Below are 16,265 nucleotides of genomic sequence, written 5' to 3' on the forward strand. Positions count from 1 at the left end.
TACATAGAAAACGACATGGCCACCTATGCTACTGGCCGATCGCAGCGATTACGGCGTATGGACTTGCATCTCATCCAGACTTTTAAATTCATATCCTTGCTTGCGGGCATCGTCAATAATCTGACCCATCGCATCCGCATTATCCTTCGATACGGCGTGGAGCAGAATCACCGCGCCGGGATGCAGCTGTGCCATTACTTTATCATGGGCATACTTCCAGCCTTTTTGCGCATTGATGTTCCAGTCGTTATAGGCGACTGACCAAAACACATGTGTATAGCCGAGCGCTTTGCTGGCCGCTAGCGTTCGATCGCTGAAGATCCCGCGCGGAGGACGCAGGTAACGCATTTGCTGCTGGCCGGTAACTTGGGCAACCTGTTCTTTTACTCGGTCCAGCTCGTCCCGGATCTTCTCATTGGACACACGGGTCATGTCCGGATGGCTCCAGGAGTGATTGCCGATCAGGTGGCCCTCGGCCGTCATCCGTTTTAACAGCTCCGGCTGATCCTTTACATAATGTCCGGTAACAAAAAAGATGGCGGGCACCTTTTTCGCTTTTAGGATATCCAGAATCTTGGCGGTATACCCATTTTCGTACCCATTATCGAAGGTCAGGTAGAGGTCTTTTTTACTCGGATCGCCTGTAAATATCGCGCCATGCTTTACTAAGATGTCCTTGAAGCCCTCCTGATCAATCGAGGCAGGTTGTCCATTTTTACTCTTTTTAAACCCGAAGTGGTAAGGCTTGTCCGCAGCGTCTGTGAGCGAGGCACAGAGCGGCAGAAGTGCCAGCAGGAAAATGATGCTGCAAACGTAGCTGATGCGTTTCAAGGACGATTACGCTCCCTTCTTGATGTAAGTGGTCCTACGCGATACTGTTCCACCAAAAACGGGAGTTATGAGTGAGGACGATTTTTCTGTACATTTGCACCAGTAAGAAAAACTTCCGCTAAAGAAGCTCTCTCGAAGAAGTCGACAAGTTCTTCTATAGCGGAAGTTTTTCATGCTGTATCAGGTAGATTGGTCGTGAAGTTTATGCTTTCTGATACAGTAAACATCAGGGCAGCCATGCAAGCTGCCCCGTTCCACGTCTATTAGTCTTCTTCTGCACCGATAATCGTCAGCAAAATGAACAACACCAGAATCAGCATGATACCATCTCCGCCAAAGAACCCTTTTGACATGCTGCAGCCTCCTTTTTTGTCAGGCAAGAATATTTCGGCACTGGCTAACAGCATATGCCTAAAACAGGGATGGTGTCTGGGCGATTATCCTTGGTACGGCAAATAGTTGGAAGCATCTGTTTCTTTTCGTGCCGAGTGCGAACGCGTGATCCAATGGATGACCAGCTGATGCGCTACCATTCCTGCACCGAGCAATAATGCACAAAGGGTAAACAGCGCCTGGCCTCCGGAGTGTGTCAGCATCCATCCTCCTAGGACGGGGCCAACCGTGCGAGAAATGTCCCAATGCATGCCATAAAGCGAGAAATACAGCCCGCGTTTTTCCGGTGGTGCCAATGCGGCGACATAGTTGAGCAAGTGGGTGAGGCCGATCACCTCTCCGATGGTCATGGCGAATTGAGCCGCGAGGAGAAGCGCAAAGGAGTGGGCAAAACCCAGCAGAAGCGCAGCAGTGAAGTAGGATATTCCCGCGATCAGGAGAATTCGCTTGATTGGGAATGATTCTGTGCGTTTGACCAGCCAGATTTGCAGCAGGATGATCATGATGGCATGGGCGGTAGCCAGGCTTGCGATGATGGTGAGATAATCCGGGAATGTCCGCTGCAGGTGGATGCGCAGGTTTGTCTCGGTTTGTGCATAAAAAAAGCTGATCGGCAAGGTGGAGACCATCAAGGCCAGCACAGCCCGGTTCTCTCGCAAAAAGCGGGAGAGGGAAAAGGCGGGACGTGCTGCGCTTGCAGCTCGTGACGCAGCAGAGCTGAGAGGCAGGCTTTCCGTGCCCTTCCACCAAAAAAGCAGCAGATAGACGGTTAACGATAAGGCTTCCAGAGCGAAAACAGCGGCGGAATGGAAGTGGAAGAGCAATAGGCCCAGAATCGGTCCGGCGATCTGTCCCGCATAGCCGATCGTCGAGAGTATACTGAATACTTCCACCCGCTGTTTTTCATCAACTAGATCGGCAATTTGTGCCCGCTGTGCCGGGATATAGAGCGAGCGGCCAGCGCCATTGAGCATATACAGCAGGGCAAAAGCCCATACCGATTCGGCAGCGATAAATCCGCTGATCGCCACGATTTGCAGCAGCAGCGCAAAGAGGATCACGGGCCTTCTCCCGATGCGATCGGCGATCCCCCCGCTGATCATCGTAATGAAAATGTCGGTCAGCGGCTGCAAGCCGACGATCAACATCGGCAGCATGACGGAGCCGCCCAGTTTGTCATGCAAATACAGAAGCAGGAACGGCGCGAGCATGGAGCCGGTCACACTCGTTAATAACTCCCCCGCAAAACGGATTTGAATGGTAGGATGATAACGATGAGTATAAGCGTGGATGATGTGCTTCATTGTATTCCCCCTTTGCTGTGAAAACATTCTAAAACGCAGAGCATGAGGGAAAAAGGGCAGAAATCCACCCGTCAAACTTTCATCTTTTCGGGGGAATGAATAGTGTCTGCTATCGATGATTATATAAGGCTTCATCAGCATGCGGGAGTCAGAGCAGGAGAGGTAGAAATCTCCTTGGAGGAAATCTCCCACATCCTCTGCTGCACCCCGCGTAATAGCAAGCTGATCATTAAAAAGCTGGCCGAGCAGCATTGGCTGATCTGGAAACCGGGACGCGGGCGCGGCAATCGCTCGCAGCTGCGCTTTTTGACAGAGCCTGCCGAGCTCCTATTTGGACAAGCCAAGGAGTTGGTGGTAAAAGGGAAGATCAACGAAGCGCTGACCCTGTGTCAGGCATACCAAAGCATCGCACCGGATCTTCCGGCATCGTTTCAAGCCTGGCTGCGCAGCCGTTTTGGGTTTCACCTTGAAAAACAGGAGGAACGCCTGATTGATACGCTGCGGATGCGTTTGAATCATACGATCAGTTCCCTTGATCCCGCCTTCGCCTCTTACCGTTCGGAAAGCCATCTGATCAAGCAGATCTATGATTCGCTGGTTCGGTATAACCCTGAGACCCAGCGGATGGAACCGCATCTGGCTCACGCTTGGGAGCATAATGAACGCGGGGATGAGTGGACTTTTTATCTGCGAAAAGGGGTGCTTTTTCATCACGGGCAACTGCTGACCGCCGATGACGTGGCGTTTTCCCTGGAGCGGATTCGCTGCCCGCAGACGATGTCACCTTATCGCTGGATGCTGGATGTCGTCAGCGAGATTCGAGCGGTGCATGACTACAAGCTGACGATCAAGCTGGAGCGTCCCCACTTCATGCTGCCGGAGCTTCTCGGCAGTGAGCAGCTGTCCATTTTGTGCAAAACATATGTTGATAGACACGGAGAGGCGGCCTTGAAGAATCCCGTAGGCACTGGGCCGTTTAAGCTGATGCGCTGTGATGATTCGATGGTGGTGCTGTCAGCGTTCGATGCTTATTTTCGCGAGCGGGCCCATCTGGATCGGATCGAGCTGCTGATCGTCCCGGATGGGTGGTTCGAGGAGGAAACGGCGAATGCGACATCCTCTTATGGGATTTTGTATGCCGATGATGATGGGCAAGTGGAACGGAAGCAGCAGTCTCATGCGGAAAGCTTGACGTGGAGACAGACGGAGCGGACAGTCTGGAGCGTGCAATACGTCACGTTCAATACGCGCAAAAAAGGCCCCATGGCCAATCAGCGCTTTCGGGAAGCGTTGAGACTGATCCTGCAGCCTGCAGATTTGCTCAGAGAAAGAAAGGGAGGACTTCATCAAGTGGCCGCCGGTTTTTTGCCGGATCCGATTGGCACTACGATATCAACCACGTCCGAGCAGCCGGAGCGCAATCCGTTCGAGCTCTTGCAGGAGCTGGGACAGCAGGAGTGGAATCTGCGGCTTCATACGTATCCTGATCAGGACCATCGGGAGGACTCGGCTTGGATCACCGAGCGATGTGCGCAGTACGGCATCACCGTCACCACGCAATTTTTTGCCCACCCGGATTTGCTGCAGGATGCGGTGGTGGAGGAAGCAGATCTGATCCATGACAGCGCGACGATTGACGAGCGTGTGGAACTATCCTTCCTGAACATTTGCTTGATGGGAGACAGCTTTATCAGAAGGTATATGGATGCGGAGCTGATGGAACAGATTCGCTGGGAAGCGGCGGTTCTCTTTCAAAGCACTTTGCAAGAAAGGCGGACGATTTTGCAGCGGATCGAGCGGCTGCTGCTGGAGAGCGGCTTCATTCTCCCTTTATACCGCGAGCATCTCCACATTAGGTCACGGCCTGAGCTGCAAGGAGTGGAGATGAATGCCCAAGGGTGGATCGAGTATCGTCCCTTGTGGGTCAAGCGGTGACAAAACGGATGAAACTTTTTCCAATCCAAAACCGTAGTACACGTAAGAACATAGAGAATCGTCTATGCAGGATTGCAGCGGACGATCACATGCAGATGGGAGTGTCGAAGGATGTCTCGGAAGGGTTGGGCGTGGACGATTATCGGCGTCATGTTCGCCGTACTGGTCGTCATACTGGTTGTCAATGCGGATGACCTTACAGATGAATCCGCGAATCGCGTATGGGAAGAAAAAGAAGTAGAAGGAACGGGAGAAGCCAAGATCGTACAGCTGTTTGTGGATGGTGCGATCGCAGAAAGCGCAGGCTTTGGCAGCTCCTTCAACTCGCCTGATTTTTTGGAGCAGCTGGATCAGGCCGTAGAAGACGATGATGTCAAAGGGATCGTTCTCCGTGTGAATAGTCCTGGCGGCGAGGTTGTCGCTTCCGATGAAATTCACAACAAGATTCTGGAGATGAAAAAGAAAGGGAAAAAAGTGATCGTGAGCATGGGGGCCATGGCGGCTTCGGGCGGGTATTACATCTCAGCGCCAGCCGACTACATCTTTGCCAATCCCGCCACGTTGACGGGTAGCCTCGGCGTCATTTTTTCCATCCCGAATTATAAAGAGCTGGCCGATTGGGCGGGCTACAAGGAAAATGTCATCAAAAGCGGAGCCTTCAAGGATATTGGCAATCCGCTGCGGGATATGACTCCCGCTGAACAGCAGGTTTTCACCCAATTGGTTGACGAGAGCTATCAGCGGTTCGTCGATGTCATTGCCAATGGCAGAAAGATCCCCCGCGAACAGGTCTTGAAAATCGCGGATGGCCGCATCTATTCCGGCCAACAGGCAAAAGCGTTGAAGCTGATCGACGAATATGGCTCGCTGGAGGATGCGACTCGGTATGCGGTGAAAGCCAGCGGTCTGACGGAAGCCAGAATCGTCCGCTATGAGGTGCCGGAAAGCTTGACATCGATCCTGTTAGGGGGCATGAGCACCCAATCAGAGACGTCAGTGGCGAGCGTTGTAGAAAAGGTCGTGCCGCATTTTACGCAAAAAACGGGCCTTTATTATCTGTATCAGCCTTGATCGATGAAAGTATGAAGGAGGAGCGAAAATGGAGCTGAATGGGGAACTGACACCGGAGCAGGAACAAATCGTGCCGACGGAGTATCGGTACGCAGGATTCTGGATCCGTTTTGTGGCAAGCCTGCTCGATGGCATTGTGATGATGGCCCTTCAATTCCTGATTTACTTTATAGCCGGCGTTGATATGCTGGAACCGCCAGCTCTGCTGAATCTGGCGTTAACCATCGTCAGCATCGCTTATTACGTCATCATGACGGTGCTGCTCGGGCAGACACTGGGGAAAATGGCGCTGGGGATCCGCGTGGTCCGCAAAGATGGCGGTCCAAACGGCTGGGGCTGGATCCTGCTGCGTGAGACGATCGGGAAGTTTGTCTCCGCGCTGATTTTGATGATCGGGTACATCATGGCCGGCTTTGACAGCAAAAAGCGATCGCTGCACGATCGTATGAGCAGGACTTATGTTGTAAAAGCATAACTTGGGCATGTATAAAAAACAGTCAAAAGGTTCATACTGGTAGCATAAGTAGGGTACGGCAATCGAAACGATGAGGAACGGGAATGAGTTGTTTCCAAAGCCAGAGGTAGATTCAATTAACCCGATAGAGCTTTGTGAGCACTTGGCATTCCGAAATGAATGAATGGATTGTAGGTTTCCCTAGCAAAAGGATTCTGCGCACAGCAGGATCCTTTTTTCGTCCTATCGACATAAGAGCAACCAAGCTCGGCCAAAGACTTGGTACTGCAAAATTTCTCGAAATGCCCGGCATTGATCCCGGACAACTTCCCGAAAAGGCGGGAGCGGATTCCCTTGTTCCCGGGAATTCCCCGCGAGTATAGTGGAACCATTCCAAATTGATCAACTTGTTAAGGAGCGGTTTACGATGAAGTGGGAGAAAGTAAGAAAAGCGCTGCTGGTTTCCGTTTGCGCCTTGCAAATCGGCTTGGTGGGAAGCATTGCGAATGCGGAGGAACAGTCAGCAGCTTCGGACGTTACCATCACAGCATTTTCTTTGCTGGAGAAAAAATTCGATAAGACCGGCAGTGCAGAATTCAAGCCGGATGGCAGCAGGGATGGGCATTTTCAAGCAAGCATCCATTTTGCGCAGAAAACGGTCGTGAATGCGGTCATCTTGCGTTCCACCGATGTTTTCGGGAAAGAGAATTATCATGGTATTTGGAGAACCAATCGCGTAGGCGTCGGATGGCTGCTCGGAATCGTCCAGGGGGAAAAGGTCATCACGCCAGCCTTCCGCCCCAGTCCAAAAGATCCCGTGGGGACGTTCGAAGGGGATGTCACCTTCGATCTGTATGCCAATGACAATGGGGACATCGAGGAAGGGCAGTATTTTGTGCTGGAAATCGAGACGCCTAATGACACGATCTATTCAGAACCGATCACGTTTGGCGAACCGATGAATGGGGGGGCAGGAGGTGGAACTGGTGGTGGAACCACAACCGATCCGAATCCGAATCCGACCCCCAATCCGACCCCCAATCCAGTTCCTAATCCTGTTCCCGTGACCGAACTGACGATAAAAGGTGGCCAGGGAGTAATTAGCGTCCAGGGGGCAACACCAGGTGCGATGATCACGTTGTTTCATAAAAGTTCTTCTTCTTATGGTGTTACATGGATTGAGAATTACGGCACGAAGAATGCGGATAGCAAAGGCAGCACTTCCTTTGCGAAACTGCCAAGTGGTGAGCAGTTTTATGTAATTGAAACGGTGAATGGTCAAAAAAGCAGAACATCGGGTGACGCATCGGTAACGGATGAGAAGACGGCCGATTTGTTAAAAACAGATTCGATTGGAGCGTACTATTTAGTTGTGAAGGGGAAACCAATCACACAAGTCGAACTGGGTGTGTATGGCTCTGTGACCGACACGAGTATTAAAACGGTGGATGTGTCGTTCGCCGGAGTATCGACTTCCGTGCCTGTGGATGGAAAAGGTAGATACAACTTGAAAAGAATCTACGATATATACTCACCGATGGATATCGTCTCGGTGACAGCCGTATCCAATGGGAAAAAGCATGTCATTCACCGCAAGCTTGGCTTTGACTTGTTTGACGATACCTCGGTAAAGGCCGAACGGGAAGGCAATCATTTGAAAATCAGCGCAAACAAGGGAACCATTCAATCAGGAGATTTCCAAGTTTTCATTCTGGATGGCAACAAGCTGGTCCCTATACCTGGAGAGATTGGCCGTTTAGAAGGCAACACCTGGACCGCTCTCAATTTTAAAGGTGTGCTTGCAACCGATAAAGCTCCTCAAGACATTCGTCTATTTGTTTTATTCGACACCTTGGCGGAAGTTGTACCTATCATGCCTTAAAATGCCGCTACATTTCGCATTTGATTGCAAAAAAACGTTGGCTCGATAAAGAGAAAAACAGGAAAAGAGGTACCCTTTTGGAGGATACCTTTTTTGCTGTTCCGATATGTCATTGTTCTACACCAGGAAAATCAGGTTATTACATCCCGTGAGTAAAGATTAGAAGTCTGCTTGAACTGCGTCGGCGTAATCCCGACATACCGGCGAAAGACACGGATAAAATAGCCGGTTTCCAACCCGATGCGCGTCGCTACCTCCTGGATGGACATATCGGGATTGTCGTGCAACAAGCAGCGGGCCTTCTCCAGGCGGATTTCCTGCAGATACCGATGGAGATTCATCCCGAATTCCTTTTTGAAAAGACGATTGAGATGCTGCTGGGTGTACCCCATCGATTTGGCGAGCTCCGACATGATGATGGGGCAGCTGAAGTTCTCTTTCAAATAATCCGCGACACGGACAAGGGCGGTCTCGCGGGGATTCCACGAATAGAACGTACCATTCCTTTTGCCGGGGGTCAGTGTCAGGCGGTAGAACTCAAGCAGCAGGGCATACAATTGTTTCGCAGCCGTCCACATGGCTTCTTCTTCTTTCTGAATCGTCAAGGCCCACAGCTCCTCGATGATCGAAAAGAAAGGCGTCAAAGACTCCGCTTTGGTCAGCAGAAAATCCGGGAATTGGTACAGATCAAGGAATGCATCGCCGTGAAAGGAGACAAATGCCGTTTCCCATGGTTCCTCCGACACTGGGTAGTATTCATGAGGGACTTTCGCCCGCAGAAACATCACGTTTCCTGGTGCGAACTCCTGCTCCTCCATGCCCTGCACGCGCAGGCGGCCTTTTCCGTTTAGGGTAATGAGAAGTTGCGAGGCAGAGTAGCCTTCGGGGCGGATGATGTGATTTTCTTGATGATAGCCGACGGTGTATGGGCGCAGAGGAAGGTTGAAGTAATCATCTTGCCAGGGGAAAAAGCGGATCGGCAGCAGCATGGTTTCTCCTCCTCATCCATGTTCAAAATGTCCCATTCATGTTCGATTTCGCTTATGGTCTCAGCTTCCAGTTGATACTATTATAGGGAGTAAGCAAAACTTAATAAAGATAATTTAGTTAGTCGGATAGGGGGAAAAGCAACGGTTGTCGATCTTGTTTTCGTAAAATTCGGTATTTTGAAAGCGCATTCTTTTTGTTGGCCAAAGGAGGAAATGGTATGAGACGAGCAGCATGGGTTCGCCGTGGGTTCATTTTCTTTACGATACTCTCTTTGCTTGCAGGATGTTCATCGCCAACCAGCGAGAACCAAGGGAATACAGCAACGCCGCAATCTGCTGGCGGAAGCGGAGCGGGATTGTCTGGAGAAATCAAGGTGGCAGCGTGGAATGATGCGGCGGATGCCTTGGAAGCGGAAATCCCCGGCTTCAATCAAAAATATCCGAATGTAAAGGTCACGATCCAGCGGGTGACCAACAATTACGAGCAAATCATTCCCCCGTTGACTGCAGGGATGGGGGCGCCGGATATCATCCAGACGCAAAATCGGGACTTCCAAAGCTTTCTGCAAAAGTTCCCCGACCAGTTCGTCGATCTGACCGATAAGCTGCAAAGCCATAAAGATGAGTTCGCAAAAACAGCATGGGCAGGCGTAGAAAAAGACGGCAAAGCCTACGCTGTTCCGTGGGATCTGGGGCCGGCTGGCGTCTGGTATCGCAAGGATTATTTTGAGCAGGCGGGCATTGATCCCAAAACATTGACGACGTGGGACAAATTCATCGAGGCTGGCAAGCAGCTGCAAAGCAAGCTCGGCGGCAAAGTTAAAATGACGACGCTTGATCATACGGCTACGGGCGACATGGATATTTGGCTGATGCTGATGAATCAACTGGGCGGCTCTTTTGTCAATGCCAGTGGAGAAATCGACTTTACCCAGGTAGCCAACCTCAAAGCGATGGAAATGACGAAGCGCTTCAAGGACGAAGGCATTACCGTCAATACGCCGACCTGGGATGAGCGCATCCGTGCCGTCGTAAATGGGGAGACAGCGACCGTCATCTTCCCGGTGTGGTATGCGGGCACCATCCGCCATCAGGCGAAGGACCAGCAGGGCAAGTGGGGTGTGATGCCGCTGCCTGCCTTTACAGAGGGCGGACCCAATCAAGCCAACCTGGGCGGCTCGATCCTCGCCGTTACCACCCAATCCAAGAATCAGGAAGCCGCCTGGGCGTTTATTGAATACTCGCTATTGACCAACGAAGGGGAGGACGTCCAGATGAAATACGGATTGTTCCCATCCTGGACGCCATACTATCAATCGGAAAACTTCAAGAAAAACGATGAATTTTTCGGCTTTCCGCTGGCAGAGTTCTTCGGTGAAGTCTCGACCAATATTCCCGAGCTGAAATTCCCGCCCGAATTCATGGATTTGTCGAAGCCCATCCAGGATGCCAACGGCGCGGTTCTCAGCGGGAAAGCGGGGGTTGAGGAAGCATTCAAGCAAGCGGAAGAACAAGCCTCGAAGGCATCCGGTCTGAAAATTGCCCCATGAGCAGCAGAAGCGAGGTGACTACAGTGATCCAACCTGCAAGCGAGCAACCCGCGGCTGACAAGGCAGCGCAGCAGCCGCGGGTTCACCTGCAGCGAAAGCACGGCTTTTCCGGAAAAAGGGCTGGCGTAACCCCTTACTTGTTCGTTTTGCCCTTCTTCCTTCTCTTTCTCGCTTTTATCCTGTATCCCCTGATCTATTCCTTTGTCCTGAGCTTCAGCAAATGGAAGTCGGGAAACATGGATTTCGTCGGTCTGGATAATTACATTCATCTGTTTACCGATCCGTTGTTTGGCAAGTCATTGCTCAATACGGGGATGATCCTGCTTGTGCAAGTGCCCGTCATGCTGATTCTGGCCACATGCATCGCGGCACTGCTCAATTCCGAGCGGTTAAAATTCCGCGGGCTGCTGCAGGTCGCGTTTTTTCTCCCAGCGATCATTGACCTTGTCACGTATTCGTTGGTGTTTTCGATGTTTTTCAATGAATCATCGGGGATGGTCAATCAGCTGCTGCAATGGCTCGGCTTGGAGCCGGTGGCCTGGCGCACAGACGGTTTTTGGGCGAAGATCCTGATCATTTGCGCCTTGACGTGGCGGTGGACAGGGTACAACAGCGTGATCATTCTATCCGGCCTGCAAATGATTCCCAAAGAGCTGTATGAGGCAGCGAGCATCGATGGGGCGGGGAGTGTCAGGAGCTTTTTTGCCATCACCGTGCCGCAATTGAAGCCCGTACTCTTGTTTTGCATGATCCTGTCGACGATCGGGACGCTGCAGATCTTCACCGAGCCCTATGTCTTGACAAGCGGAGGGCCGAACAATGAGACGCTGTCGGCCATCCAGTACTTGTACCAGGCAGCCTTCAAGACCTTTAACTTCGGGCTTGCCTCTGCCGGGGCGTATATCATCATGACGATTATCGCGATATTGTCCTATATCCAGCTTCGCCTATCCAAAGGAGGGGAGATCTGATGGGAAAAGGATTGCGCCAGGATGCGGGGATGCTGCTTGTCTACGTGCTGCTCGGCATCGGTGCGCTCATATCGATCTATCCCTTCTACTGGATGTTTACCGCATCTACGCTGACGGAGGGAGATATTTTTAAAACGTCGTCTGCGTGGCTGCCGGGAGGAAATTTTCTCGAAAATCTGCGCGGATTGGAAAGCAGCATGCCTGTCTGGAGAGCGTTGCTGAACAGTCTGATCGTTTCCGGTGTTACCACGATCAGTACGGTGTTCCTATCTGCTCTTGCCGGCTATGCGTTCGCCAAGTTTTCTTTTAAAGGCAGGGAGATCCTGTTTTTCCTCGTGCTGATGACGATGATGATTCCGGCGCAGGTGACGTTGGTTCCTTTGTTTATCATCATGATGAAACTGGAGTGGATCAACACTTATTACGCACTGATCTTGCCGAATATGGTCACGGGCTTTGGCGTATTTTTGATGCGCCAGCAGATGATGGGCTTTCCCGATGAGCTGATTGAATCCGCCCGGATGGATGGATCGAGCGAATTCGGGACGTTTCTGCGCATTGTGCTGCCCACCATGAAGCCGGCATGCGCTGCGCTGGGCATCGTCACCTTCATGAACCAGTGGGGAAACTTTCTCTGGCCGCTGGTAGCCGTCAATGACAAGGAGATGCTGACACTGCCGCTCATGCTCTCAATGATGGTGGCGCCCGGCAATGTGGTGAAGTACGGAGAGGTGATGGCCGGTTCGGTCATTGGCTTGGTTCCCATCATCATCCTCTTTTTGTTCTTCCGCAAATACTTTGTGTCAGGTGCATTCAGCGGATCAGTCAAAGGGTGACGGCAGTTAGACAGTAAGATCGAGACAGTAATGATAGGGGAGGAGTACGAGCATGGATCAATTGTTATCTACAGAGGCTTCGGCCATTCCACAGGTCTCCAAGCTGATTCCGCATATGAGCTACGGGGGCGACTATAATCCGGAGCAATGGAACGAGAACATCTGGCTGGAAGATGCGCGACTGATGAAGGAGGCAGGTGTGAATCTGGTATCGCTCGGGATCTTCAGCTGGGTAAAGATTGAACCGCGGGATGGCGAGTACGATTTTTCTTGGCTGGACAGAGTGATCGACATCCTGCATGCGCATGACATCGGGATCAATCTGGCGACGGCAACAGCTTCCACACCGGCATGGTTCGTGCGCAAATATCCGGATTCACTTCCGGTCGAGGCGGACGGGACGCGCCTGTCCTTTGGCAGCCGCCAGCATTATTGCCCCAATCACAAGCCGCTCTTGGCCTATACCGAAAAGCTGGTGCGCACCATCGCGACGCGGTACAAAGACCATCCGGCGCTCAAGATGTGGCATATCAACAACGAATACGGCTGCCACGTGTCCCGCTGCTACTGCGACAACTGTGCGGCGGCCTTCCGCACATGGCTTCAGGAGCGCTACGGCACGATCGAGGAGCTGAATGCCCGCTGGGGAACGCGATTCTGGAGCCAGCAGTACGGAGAATGGGAGGAGATTCAGCCGCCGCGCAAGGCGCCGACCTTTTGCAATCCCGGTCAGCAGCTTGACTACTTCCGTTTTATGAATGATTCCCTGCTGAATCTGTACCTGACGGAAAAACGGATCCTGCGCGAGATCACGCCAGCCGTGCCGATCTCCACCAATTTCATGGACTTTTTCAAGCCGCTGGATTACTTCCGCTGGGCGAAAGAGGTGGATGTAGCCACCTGGGATTCCTATCCCGACCCGAGGGAGGGACAGCCGGTCAGGGCTGCGATGATGCATGATTTGATGCGAAGCTTGCGCAAAGGGCAGCCGTTTTTTCTCATGGAGCAGGTCACCAGCCAAGTGAACTGGCGCGATATCAATGTAAATAAGGCTCCGGGTGTCATGCGTCTATGGAGCTATTCCGCCATCGGTCATGGCGGAGACGGCATTCTGTTCTTCCAATGGAGGCAAAGCAGAGCCGGTGCTGAAAAGTTTCACGGTGGCATGATCCCGCATTCCAATGATGAAAACAGCCGTATCTATCGGGAAGTGAAAGCGCTGGGGCAAGAGCTGAAAAAGCTGAATGGACTGATCGGTGCCCGCACGCCTGCCAAGGTCGCGATCATTTTCGACTGGGAAAATTGGTGGGCGGTGGAGCTGGATTCCAAGCCGCATAATGACTTGCCGTATGTGCAGCGGGTAGCGGCTTATTACAACGAATGCTTCAAGCGCAATATCGCGGTTGATTTTGTACAGCCATCCGATGATCTCACAGCTTACGACATCGTGATTGCGCCGATGCTGTACATGGTCAAACCGGGGGAAGCGGAGAATCTGGAAGGCTATGTGTCGGGAGGCGGCACATTGATCGTCTCGTATTTCAGCGGCATCGTGGATGAAAATGACCGTTTTTATCCAGGGGAGTTTCCTGCTCCTCTGCGCAAGCTGCTGGGGATTCAAGTGGAGGAGTTTGATCCGTATCCGCAGGGGCATGCCAATACGGTGACGTACCGAGGGCAAGCGTATGGCTGCTCGCTCTGGAGCGATGTGATCCAGCTGGAAGGAGCGGAGGCAGTCGCGACATATACAGGCCACTGGTACGCCGGGCGCCCTGCAGTGACGAGCCACTCCTCTGGCAGCGGGAATGCGGTCTATATCGGAACCGAGCTCGATGCGGATTGCTTGGGCGCCTTGCTGGGAGAAATGCTGACGACGAAAGGGATCTCGGCACCGTTGTCTGCGCCGGAACAGGTAGAGGTGCTGCAAAGGGATACCGAGCAAAATAAGCATTTGCTCATCATTAATTACAATCAGGAAGAGGTCTGCTTGGATCTGCCAGAGAATGAGGACTATGTCAATCTGCTTACGGGAGAGCGGGTCAGCGGCTCCATTACCGTGAGCGGAATTGATGTGGCGGTCCTGCAATATTGATGTAGATGGAATGGCTGCGAAAGGCTCCGCCAAAGAATGGCGGAGCCCGTTATCATTTTGTATGGAATCGAGCGATATTCGTTCAGCCGCTGCTGCCGGGTGCTGCCTGCAAGGCCGCGTGGTGGAAATGAACCTGCTCCAGCCACAGCTGGAACTGTCGCATGGCCAACCCTTGCTCGAGGGCATGCTGCGCCTTCAGCAGGCCTTCTTCCACAGTCGCGCAGGTCCCGGTGACCCACAGCCGCAGAGCGCTGTTCAAGAGCACCATATTGCGATAGGGCAATGCCGCTTCCTCTTTCAATACCGCTATTGCCGTATCCAGCTGCAGACGCGGTGTCCATTCGGTTTCAGGCAGTTCGGCTTTCAACCCGAGTGCTTCGGGATCGATCAGCAAAGGCTCGTAGGCATCGCCCTGAATCAGCAGGGTTCGGGTAGGCTTCTGGACGGATACGTCTTCAGAGCCTTCCAACCCCTGCACGACAATTCCTTTTTTGATTCCCTGCTTGACCAGAAGCTGGGCCACTTTTTCAAACACGGTGCCATGGTAGACGCCGATCGCCATGAAAGGAGCATCCGAAAAGCGCATCAGCTTTTCCACCGTGTTAAATACCGTGCGTACCCCGATTTCGAGACGCAGCAGGCGCAGCGCCTGCAGATCCGGATGCCATAGTTCGGTTGCAGCAAAAAGGAATCCGCTCGCTTTTGCCGCCTGTGTATAGACTTCACGGGCCTCCTGCTGCAGGGGAAGCCCCAGCTCCCGGATCAAGTCGATGAGGGCAATGCCCCATTTTGGCGGCAAAGTCGGACTGCTGTGCAGGGTGACAGGCAATCCGCAAGCAGCCAGGACAAAGGCAACCGGAAAAGTCGCATAAAAGGACGTTCGTCTTCCATCATAAGGACCGGCGCAATCCAAACTGTTGGGAATCGTCACGGGGGAAATCGCCTGGCGATAATGATCGATGAATGCCAGAATTTCTTCCATGGATTCCGTTTTGATCCGTTCTGCCATCAGAAAAGCGCCGATTTGCGCAGGAGTCGCTTTTCCCGTGCGAATCATTTCAGCCGCTTGCAGGGCCTGTTCATAGGTAAGATCTTTTGCTCCCCGTTTTCCGCGGCCAACCTCTTTTAACAGTTCCAGCATGGTTATCCCCCCCAGACTACGCTTAACCGTGAATCAACCGATAGACATTTACAATGGAACGGGCAACGTCGACCATTTTCTTGCGCTCATTCATCGCTTGCTGCCGCAGGAATTGATATGCCTGTTCCTCGGATATTTTTTTCAGCTCACACAGAATGCCTTTCGCTTGTTCGATCCATTTCCGCTCCTCCAACCGGTGCAGCAGGGCTTCTTTTTCCCGCGTGAGCTCCAGGCGTTTGGCATGTTGGCTGGCGGCTATATGAATGGACCACTGTATTTGCTGGGCGGACATGGAGGAAAACAAGATGCCGTCCGGCTGGATCTCTTTGGGAGCGGGGAGCGGATTGTTGGCTTCCTCGCACCACCAGATTACCGGCAGCACAGAGACGGCGAGCTGCTCCCAGGACCAGTTCTTCAGCGAAAGAAAGGAGACCGGCAAGATGACGGCGTGTGTGGCTGGCCGCAGCGGATGCACATCGGCGATCGAGGGAGCCAGCTTCACGTCATAACCGGCTTGGGATAAGAGCGCAGCTGCGGGGTGGGATGGATGCGGGCCCGCAATTAAGGAAAGGGACTCGATCATGACAGAATGCCTCCCGTTTTTCTGATTTTTCAAAAATAATAATGTAAGATAATATAACATAAAACTTTGGTGATGTCTGGATGTTTTTGGTTATTTTTTTGATAAACGCTTTTTTAATGTTAAATTTCATAACATGTAATTGACAAATGTATTTCCATGTCATACACTGTTCCCAATAAAAAACGTGCGCGATACAACGGTGTATCGCAATTGGCAATGAGGCCTATCCATGA

The 16,265-nt window shown here is 52.2% G+C and carries 14 protein-coding genes; 8 read left to right on the forward strand and 6 right to left on the reverse strand.

The features are described from left to right. Positions 1–48: 48 nt before the first annotated feature. The 3 genes from pdaA to EIZ37_RS01160 form a co-directional block, all read right to left on the reverse strand. Complete coding sequence (gene pdaA, locus EIZ37_RS01150; protein ID WP_407921104.1) at positions 49–804, reverse strand: delta-lactam-biosynthetic de-N-acetylase; 756 nt, start codon at positions 802–804, stop codon at positions 49–51. Between the two features lie 290 nt (positions 805–1,094). Further along, the gene (locus tag EIZ37_RS01155; RefSeq protein WP_134682711.1) at positions 1,095–1,184 is read right to left on the reverse strand and encodes a YjcZ family sporulation protein; all 90 of its coding nucleotides are present in this window, start codon (positions 1,182–1,184) and stop codon (positions 1,095–1,097) included. An 84-nt stretch (positions 1,185–1,268) separates the two neighbouring features. Beyond that, positions 1,269–2,528 carry an MDR family MFS transporter gene (locus EIZ37_RS01160; RefSeq protein ID WP_167568584.1) on the reverse strand — a complete coding sequence of 420 codons (1,260 nt, stop codon included), beginning with the start codon at positions 2,526–2,528 and terminating at the stop codon, positions 1,269–1,271. Between the two features lie 102 nt (positions 2,529–2,630). On the opposite strand from EIZ37_RS01160, the gene EIZ37_RS01165 reads away from it, so the two are divergent. The 4 genes from EIZ37_RS01165 (at position 2,631) to EIZ37_RS01180 (ending at position 7,870) form a co-directional block, all read left to right on the forward strand. Beyond that, positions 2,631–4,463 carry an ABC transporter substrate-binding protein gene (locus tag EIZ37_RS01165; RefSeq protein WP_167568586.1) on the forward strand — a complete coding sequence of 611 codons (1,833 nt, stop codon included), beginning with the start codon at positions 2,631–2,633 and terminating at the stop codon, positions 4,461–4,463. 111 nt (positions 4,464–4,574) lie between these two features. Continuing rightward, positions 4,575–5,534, forward strand: a complete 960-nt coding sequence (gene sppA, locus EIZ37_RS01170) for a signal peptide peptidase SppA (RefSeq protein ID WP_134682714.1) — start codon at positions 4,575–4,577, stop codon at positions 5,532–5,534. Between the two features lie 28 nt (positions 5,535–5,562). Beyond that, a complete protein-coding gene (locus tag EIZ37_RS01175) occupies positions 5,563–6,009 on the forward strand; it encodes an RDD family protein (protein ID WP_134682715.1) in 447 nt (148 codons plus the stop codon). A gap of 406 nt (positions 6,010–6,415) precedes the next feature. Then, a complete protein-coding gene (locus EIZ37_RS01180) occupies positions 6,416–7,870 on the forward strand; it encodes a hypothetical protein (RefSeq protein ID WP_134682716.1) in 1,455 nt (484 codons plus the stop codon). 131 nt (positions 7,871–8,001) lie between these two features. Here the strand turns inward: EIZ37_RS01180 and EIZ37_RS01185 are convergent, their stop codons facing one another. Next, the gene (locus tag EIZ37_RS01185) at positions 8,002–8,859 is read right to left on the reverse strand and encodes an AraC family transcriptional regulator (RefSeq protein WP_134682717.1); all 858 of its coding nucleotides are present in this window, start codon (positions 8,857–8,859) and stop codon (positions 8,002–8,004) included. 218 nt (positions 8,860–9,077) lie between these two features. On the opposite strand from EIZ37_RS01185, the gene EIZ37_RS01190 reads away from it, so the two are divergent. Genes EIZ37_RS01190 through EIZ37_RS01205 form a run of 4 tightly spaced genes read left to right on the forward strand, consistent with a single transcriptional unit; the run spans position 9,078 to position 14,308 of the window. Continuing rightward, on the forward strand, positions 9,078–10,409 hold the full coding sequence (locus EIZ37_RS01190) for an ABC transporter substrate-binding protein (RefSeq protein ID WP_134682718.1): 1,332 nt from the start codon (positions 9,078–9,080) through the stop codon (positions 10,407–10,409). A gap of 14 nt (positions 10,410–10,423) precedes the next feature. Beyond that, positions 10,424–11,380, forward strand: coding sequence for a carbohydrate ABC transporter permease (locus EIZ37_RS01195; RefSeq protein WP_235827851.1), 957 nt, complete (start codon positions 10,424–10,426; stop codon positions 11,378–11,380). Further along, positions 11,380–12,216 (forward strand): carbohydrate ABC transporter permease, encoded by an 837-nt coding sequence (locus tag EIZ37_RS01200; RefSeq protein ID WP_134682720.1) that lies wholly within the window; start codon positions 11,380–11,382, stop codon positions 12,214–12,216. Before EIZ37_RS01195 ends, EIZ37_RS01200 begins: the two co-directional genes overlap by 1 nt. Positions 12,217–12,268: 52 nt before the next feature. After that, positions 12,269–14,308, forward strand: a complete 2,040-nt coding sequence (locus EIZ37_RS01205) for a beta-galactosidase (protein WP_134682721.1) — start codon at positions 12,269–12,271, stop codon at positions 14,306–14,308. Positions 14,309–14,390: 82 nt separating this feature from the next. Here the strand turns inward: EIZ37_RS01205 and EIZ37_RS01210 are convergent, their stop codons facing one another. Further along, entirely contained in the window at positions 14,391–15,449 is a 1,059-nt protein-coding gene (locus EIZ37_RS01210) for an anthranilate phosphoribosyltransferase (protein WP_134682722.1), read from the reverse strand. Positions 15,450–15,471: 22 nt separating this feature from the next. Beyond that, positions 15,472–16,032, reverse strand: a complete 561-nt coding sequence (locus tag EIZ37_RS01215; protein ID WP_167568588.1) for an ANTAR domain-containing response regulator — start codon at positions 16,030–16,032, stop codon at positions 15,472–15,474. Positions 16,033–16,265: the final 233 nt, after the last annotated feature.

It is taken from the genome of Brevibacillus migulae (assembly GCF_004521915.1).
Lineage (GTDB): Bacteria > Bacillota > Bacilli > Brevibacillales > Brevibacillaceae > Brevibacillus_F > Brevibacillus_F migulae.

What these genes read in the sequence shown, in the direction of transcription:
- sppA (WP_134682714.1), top strand. Translation starts at nt 4,575, where the DNA reads ATGTCTCGGAAGGGTTGGGCGTGGACGATTATCGGCGTCATGTTCGCC.
- EIZ37_RS01210 (WP_134682722.1), bottom strand. Translation starts at nt 15,449, where the DNA reads ATGCTGGAACTGTTAAAAGAGGTTGGCCGCGGAAAACGGGGAGCAAAA.
- EIZ37_RS01155 (WP_134682711.1), bottom strand. Translation starts at nt 1,184, where the DNA reads ATGTCAAAAGGGTTCTTTGGCGGAGATGGTATCATGCTGATTCTGGTG.
- EIZ37_RS01175 (WP_134682715.1), top strand. Translation starts at nt 5,563, where the DNA reads ATGGAGCTGAATGGGGAACTGACACCGGAGCAGGAACAAATCGTGCCG.
- EIZ37_RS01215 (WP_167568588.1), bottom strand. Translation starts at nt 16,032, where the DNA reads ATGATCGAGTCCCTTTCCTTAATTGCGGGCCCGCATCCATCCCACCCC.
- EIZ37_RS01200 (WP_134682720.1), top strand. Translation starts at nt 11,380, where the DNA reads ATGGGAAAAGGATTGCGCCAGGATGCGGGGATGCTGCTTGTCTACGTG.
- EIZ37_RS01190 (WP_134682718.1), top strand. Translation starts at nt 9,078, where the DNA reads ATGAGACGAGCAGCATGGGTTCGCCGTGGGTTCATTTTCTTTACGATA.
- EIZ37_RS01160 (WP_167568584.1), bottom strand. Translation starts at nt 2,528, where the DNA reads ATGAAGCACATCATCCACGCTTATACTCATCGTTATCATCCTACCATT.
- EIZ37_RS01185 (WP_134682717.1), bottom strand. Translation starts at nt 8,859, where the DNA reads ATGCTGCTGCCGATCCGCTTTTTCCCCTGGCAAGATGATTACTTCAAC.
- EIZ37_RS01205 (WP_134682721.1), top strand. Translation starts at nt 12,269, where the DNA reads ATGGATCAATTGTTATCTACAGAGGCTTCGGCCATTCCACAGGTCTCC.
- EIZ37_RS01180 (WP_134682716.1), top strand. Translation starts at nt 6,416, where the DNA reads ATGAAGTGGGAGAAAGTAAGAAAAGCGCTGCTGGTTTCCGTTTGCGCC.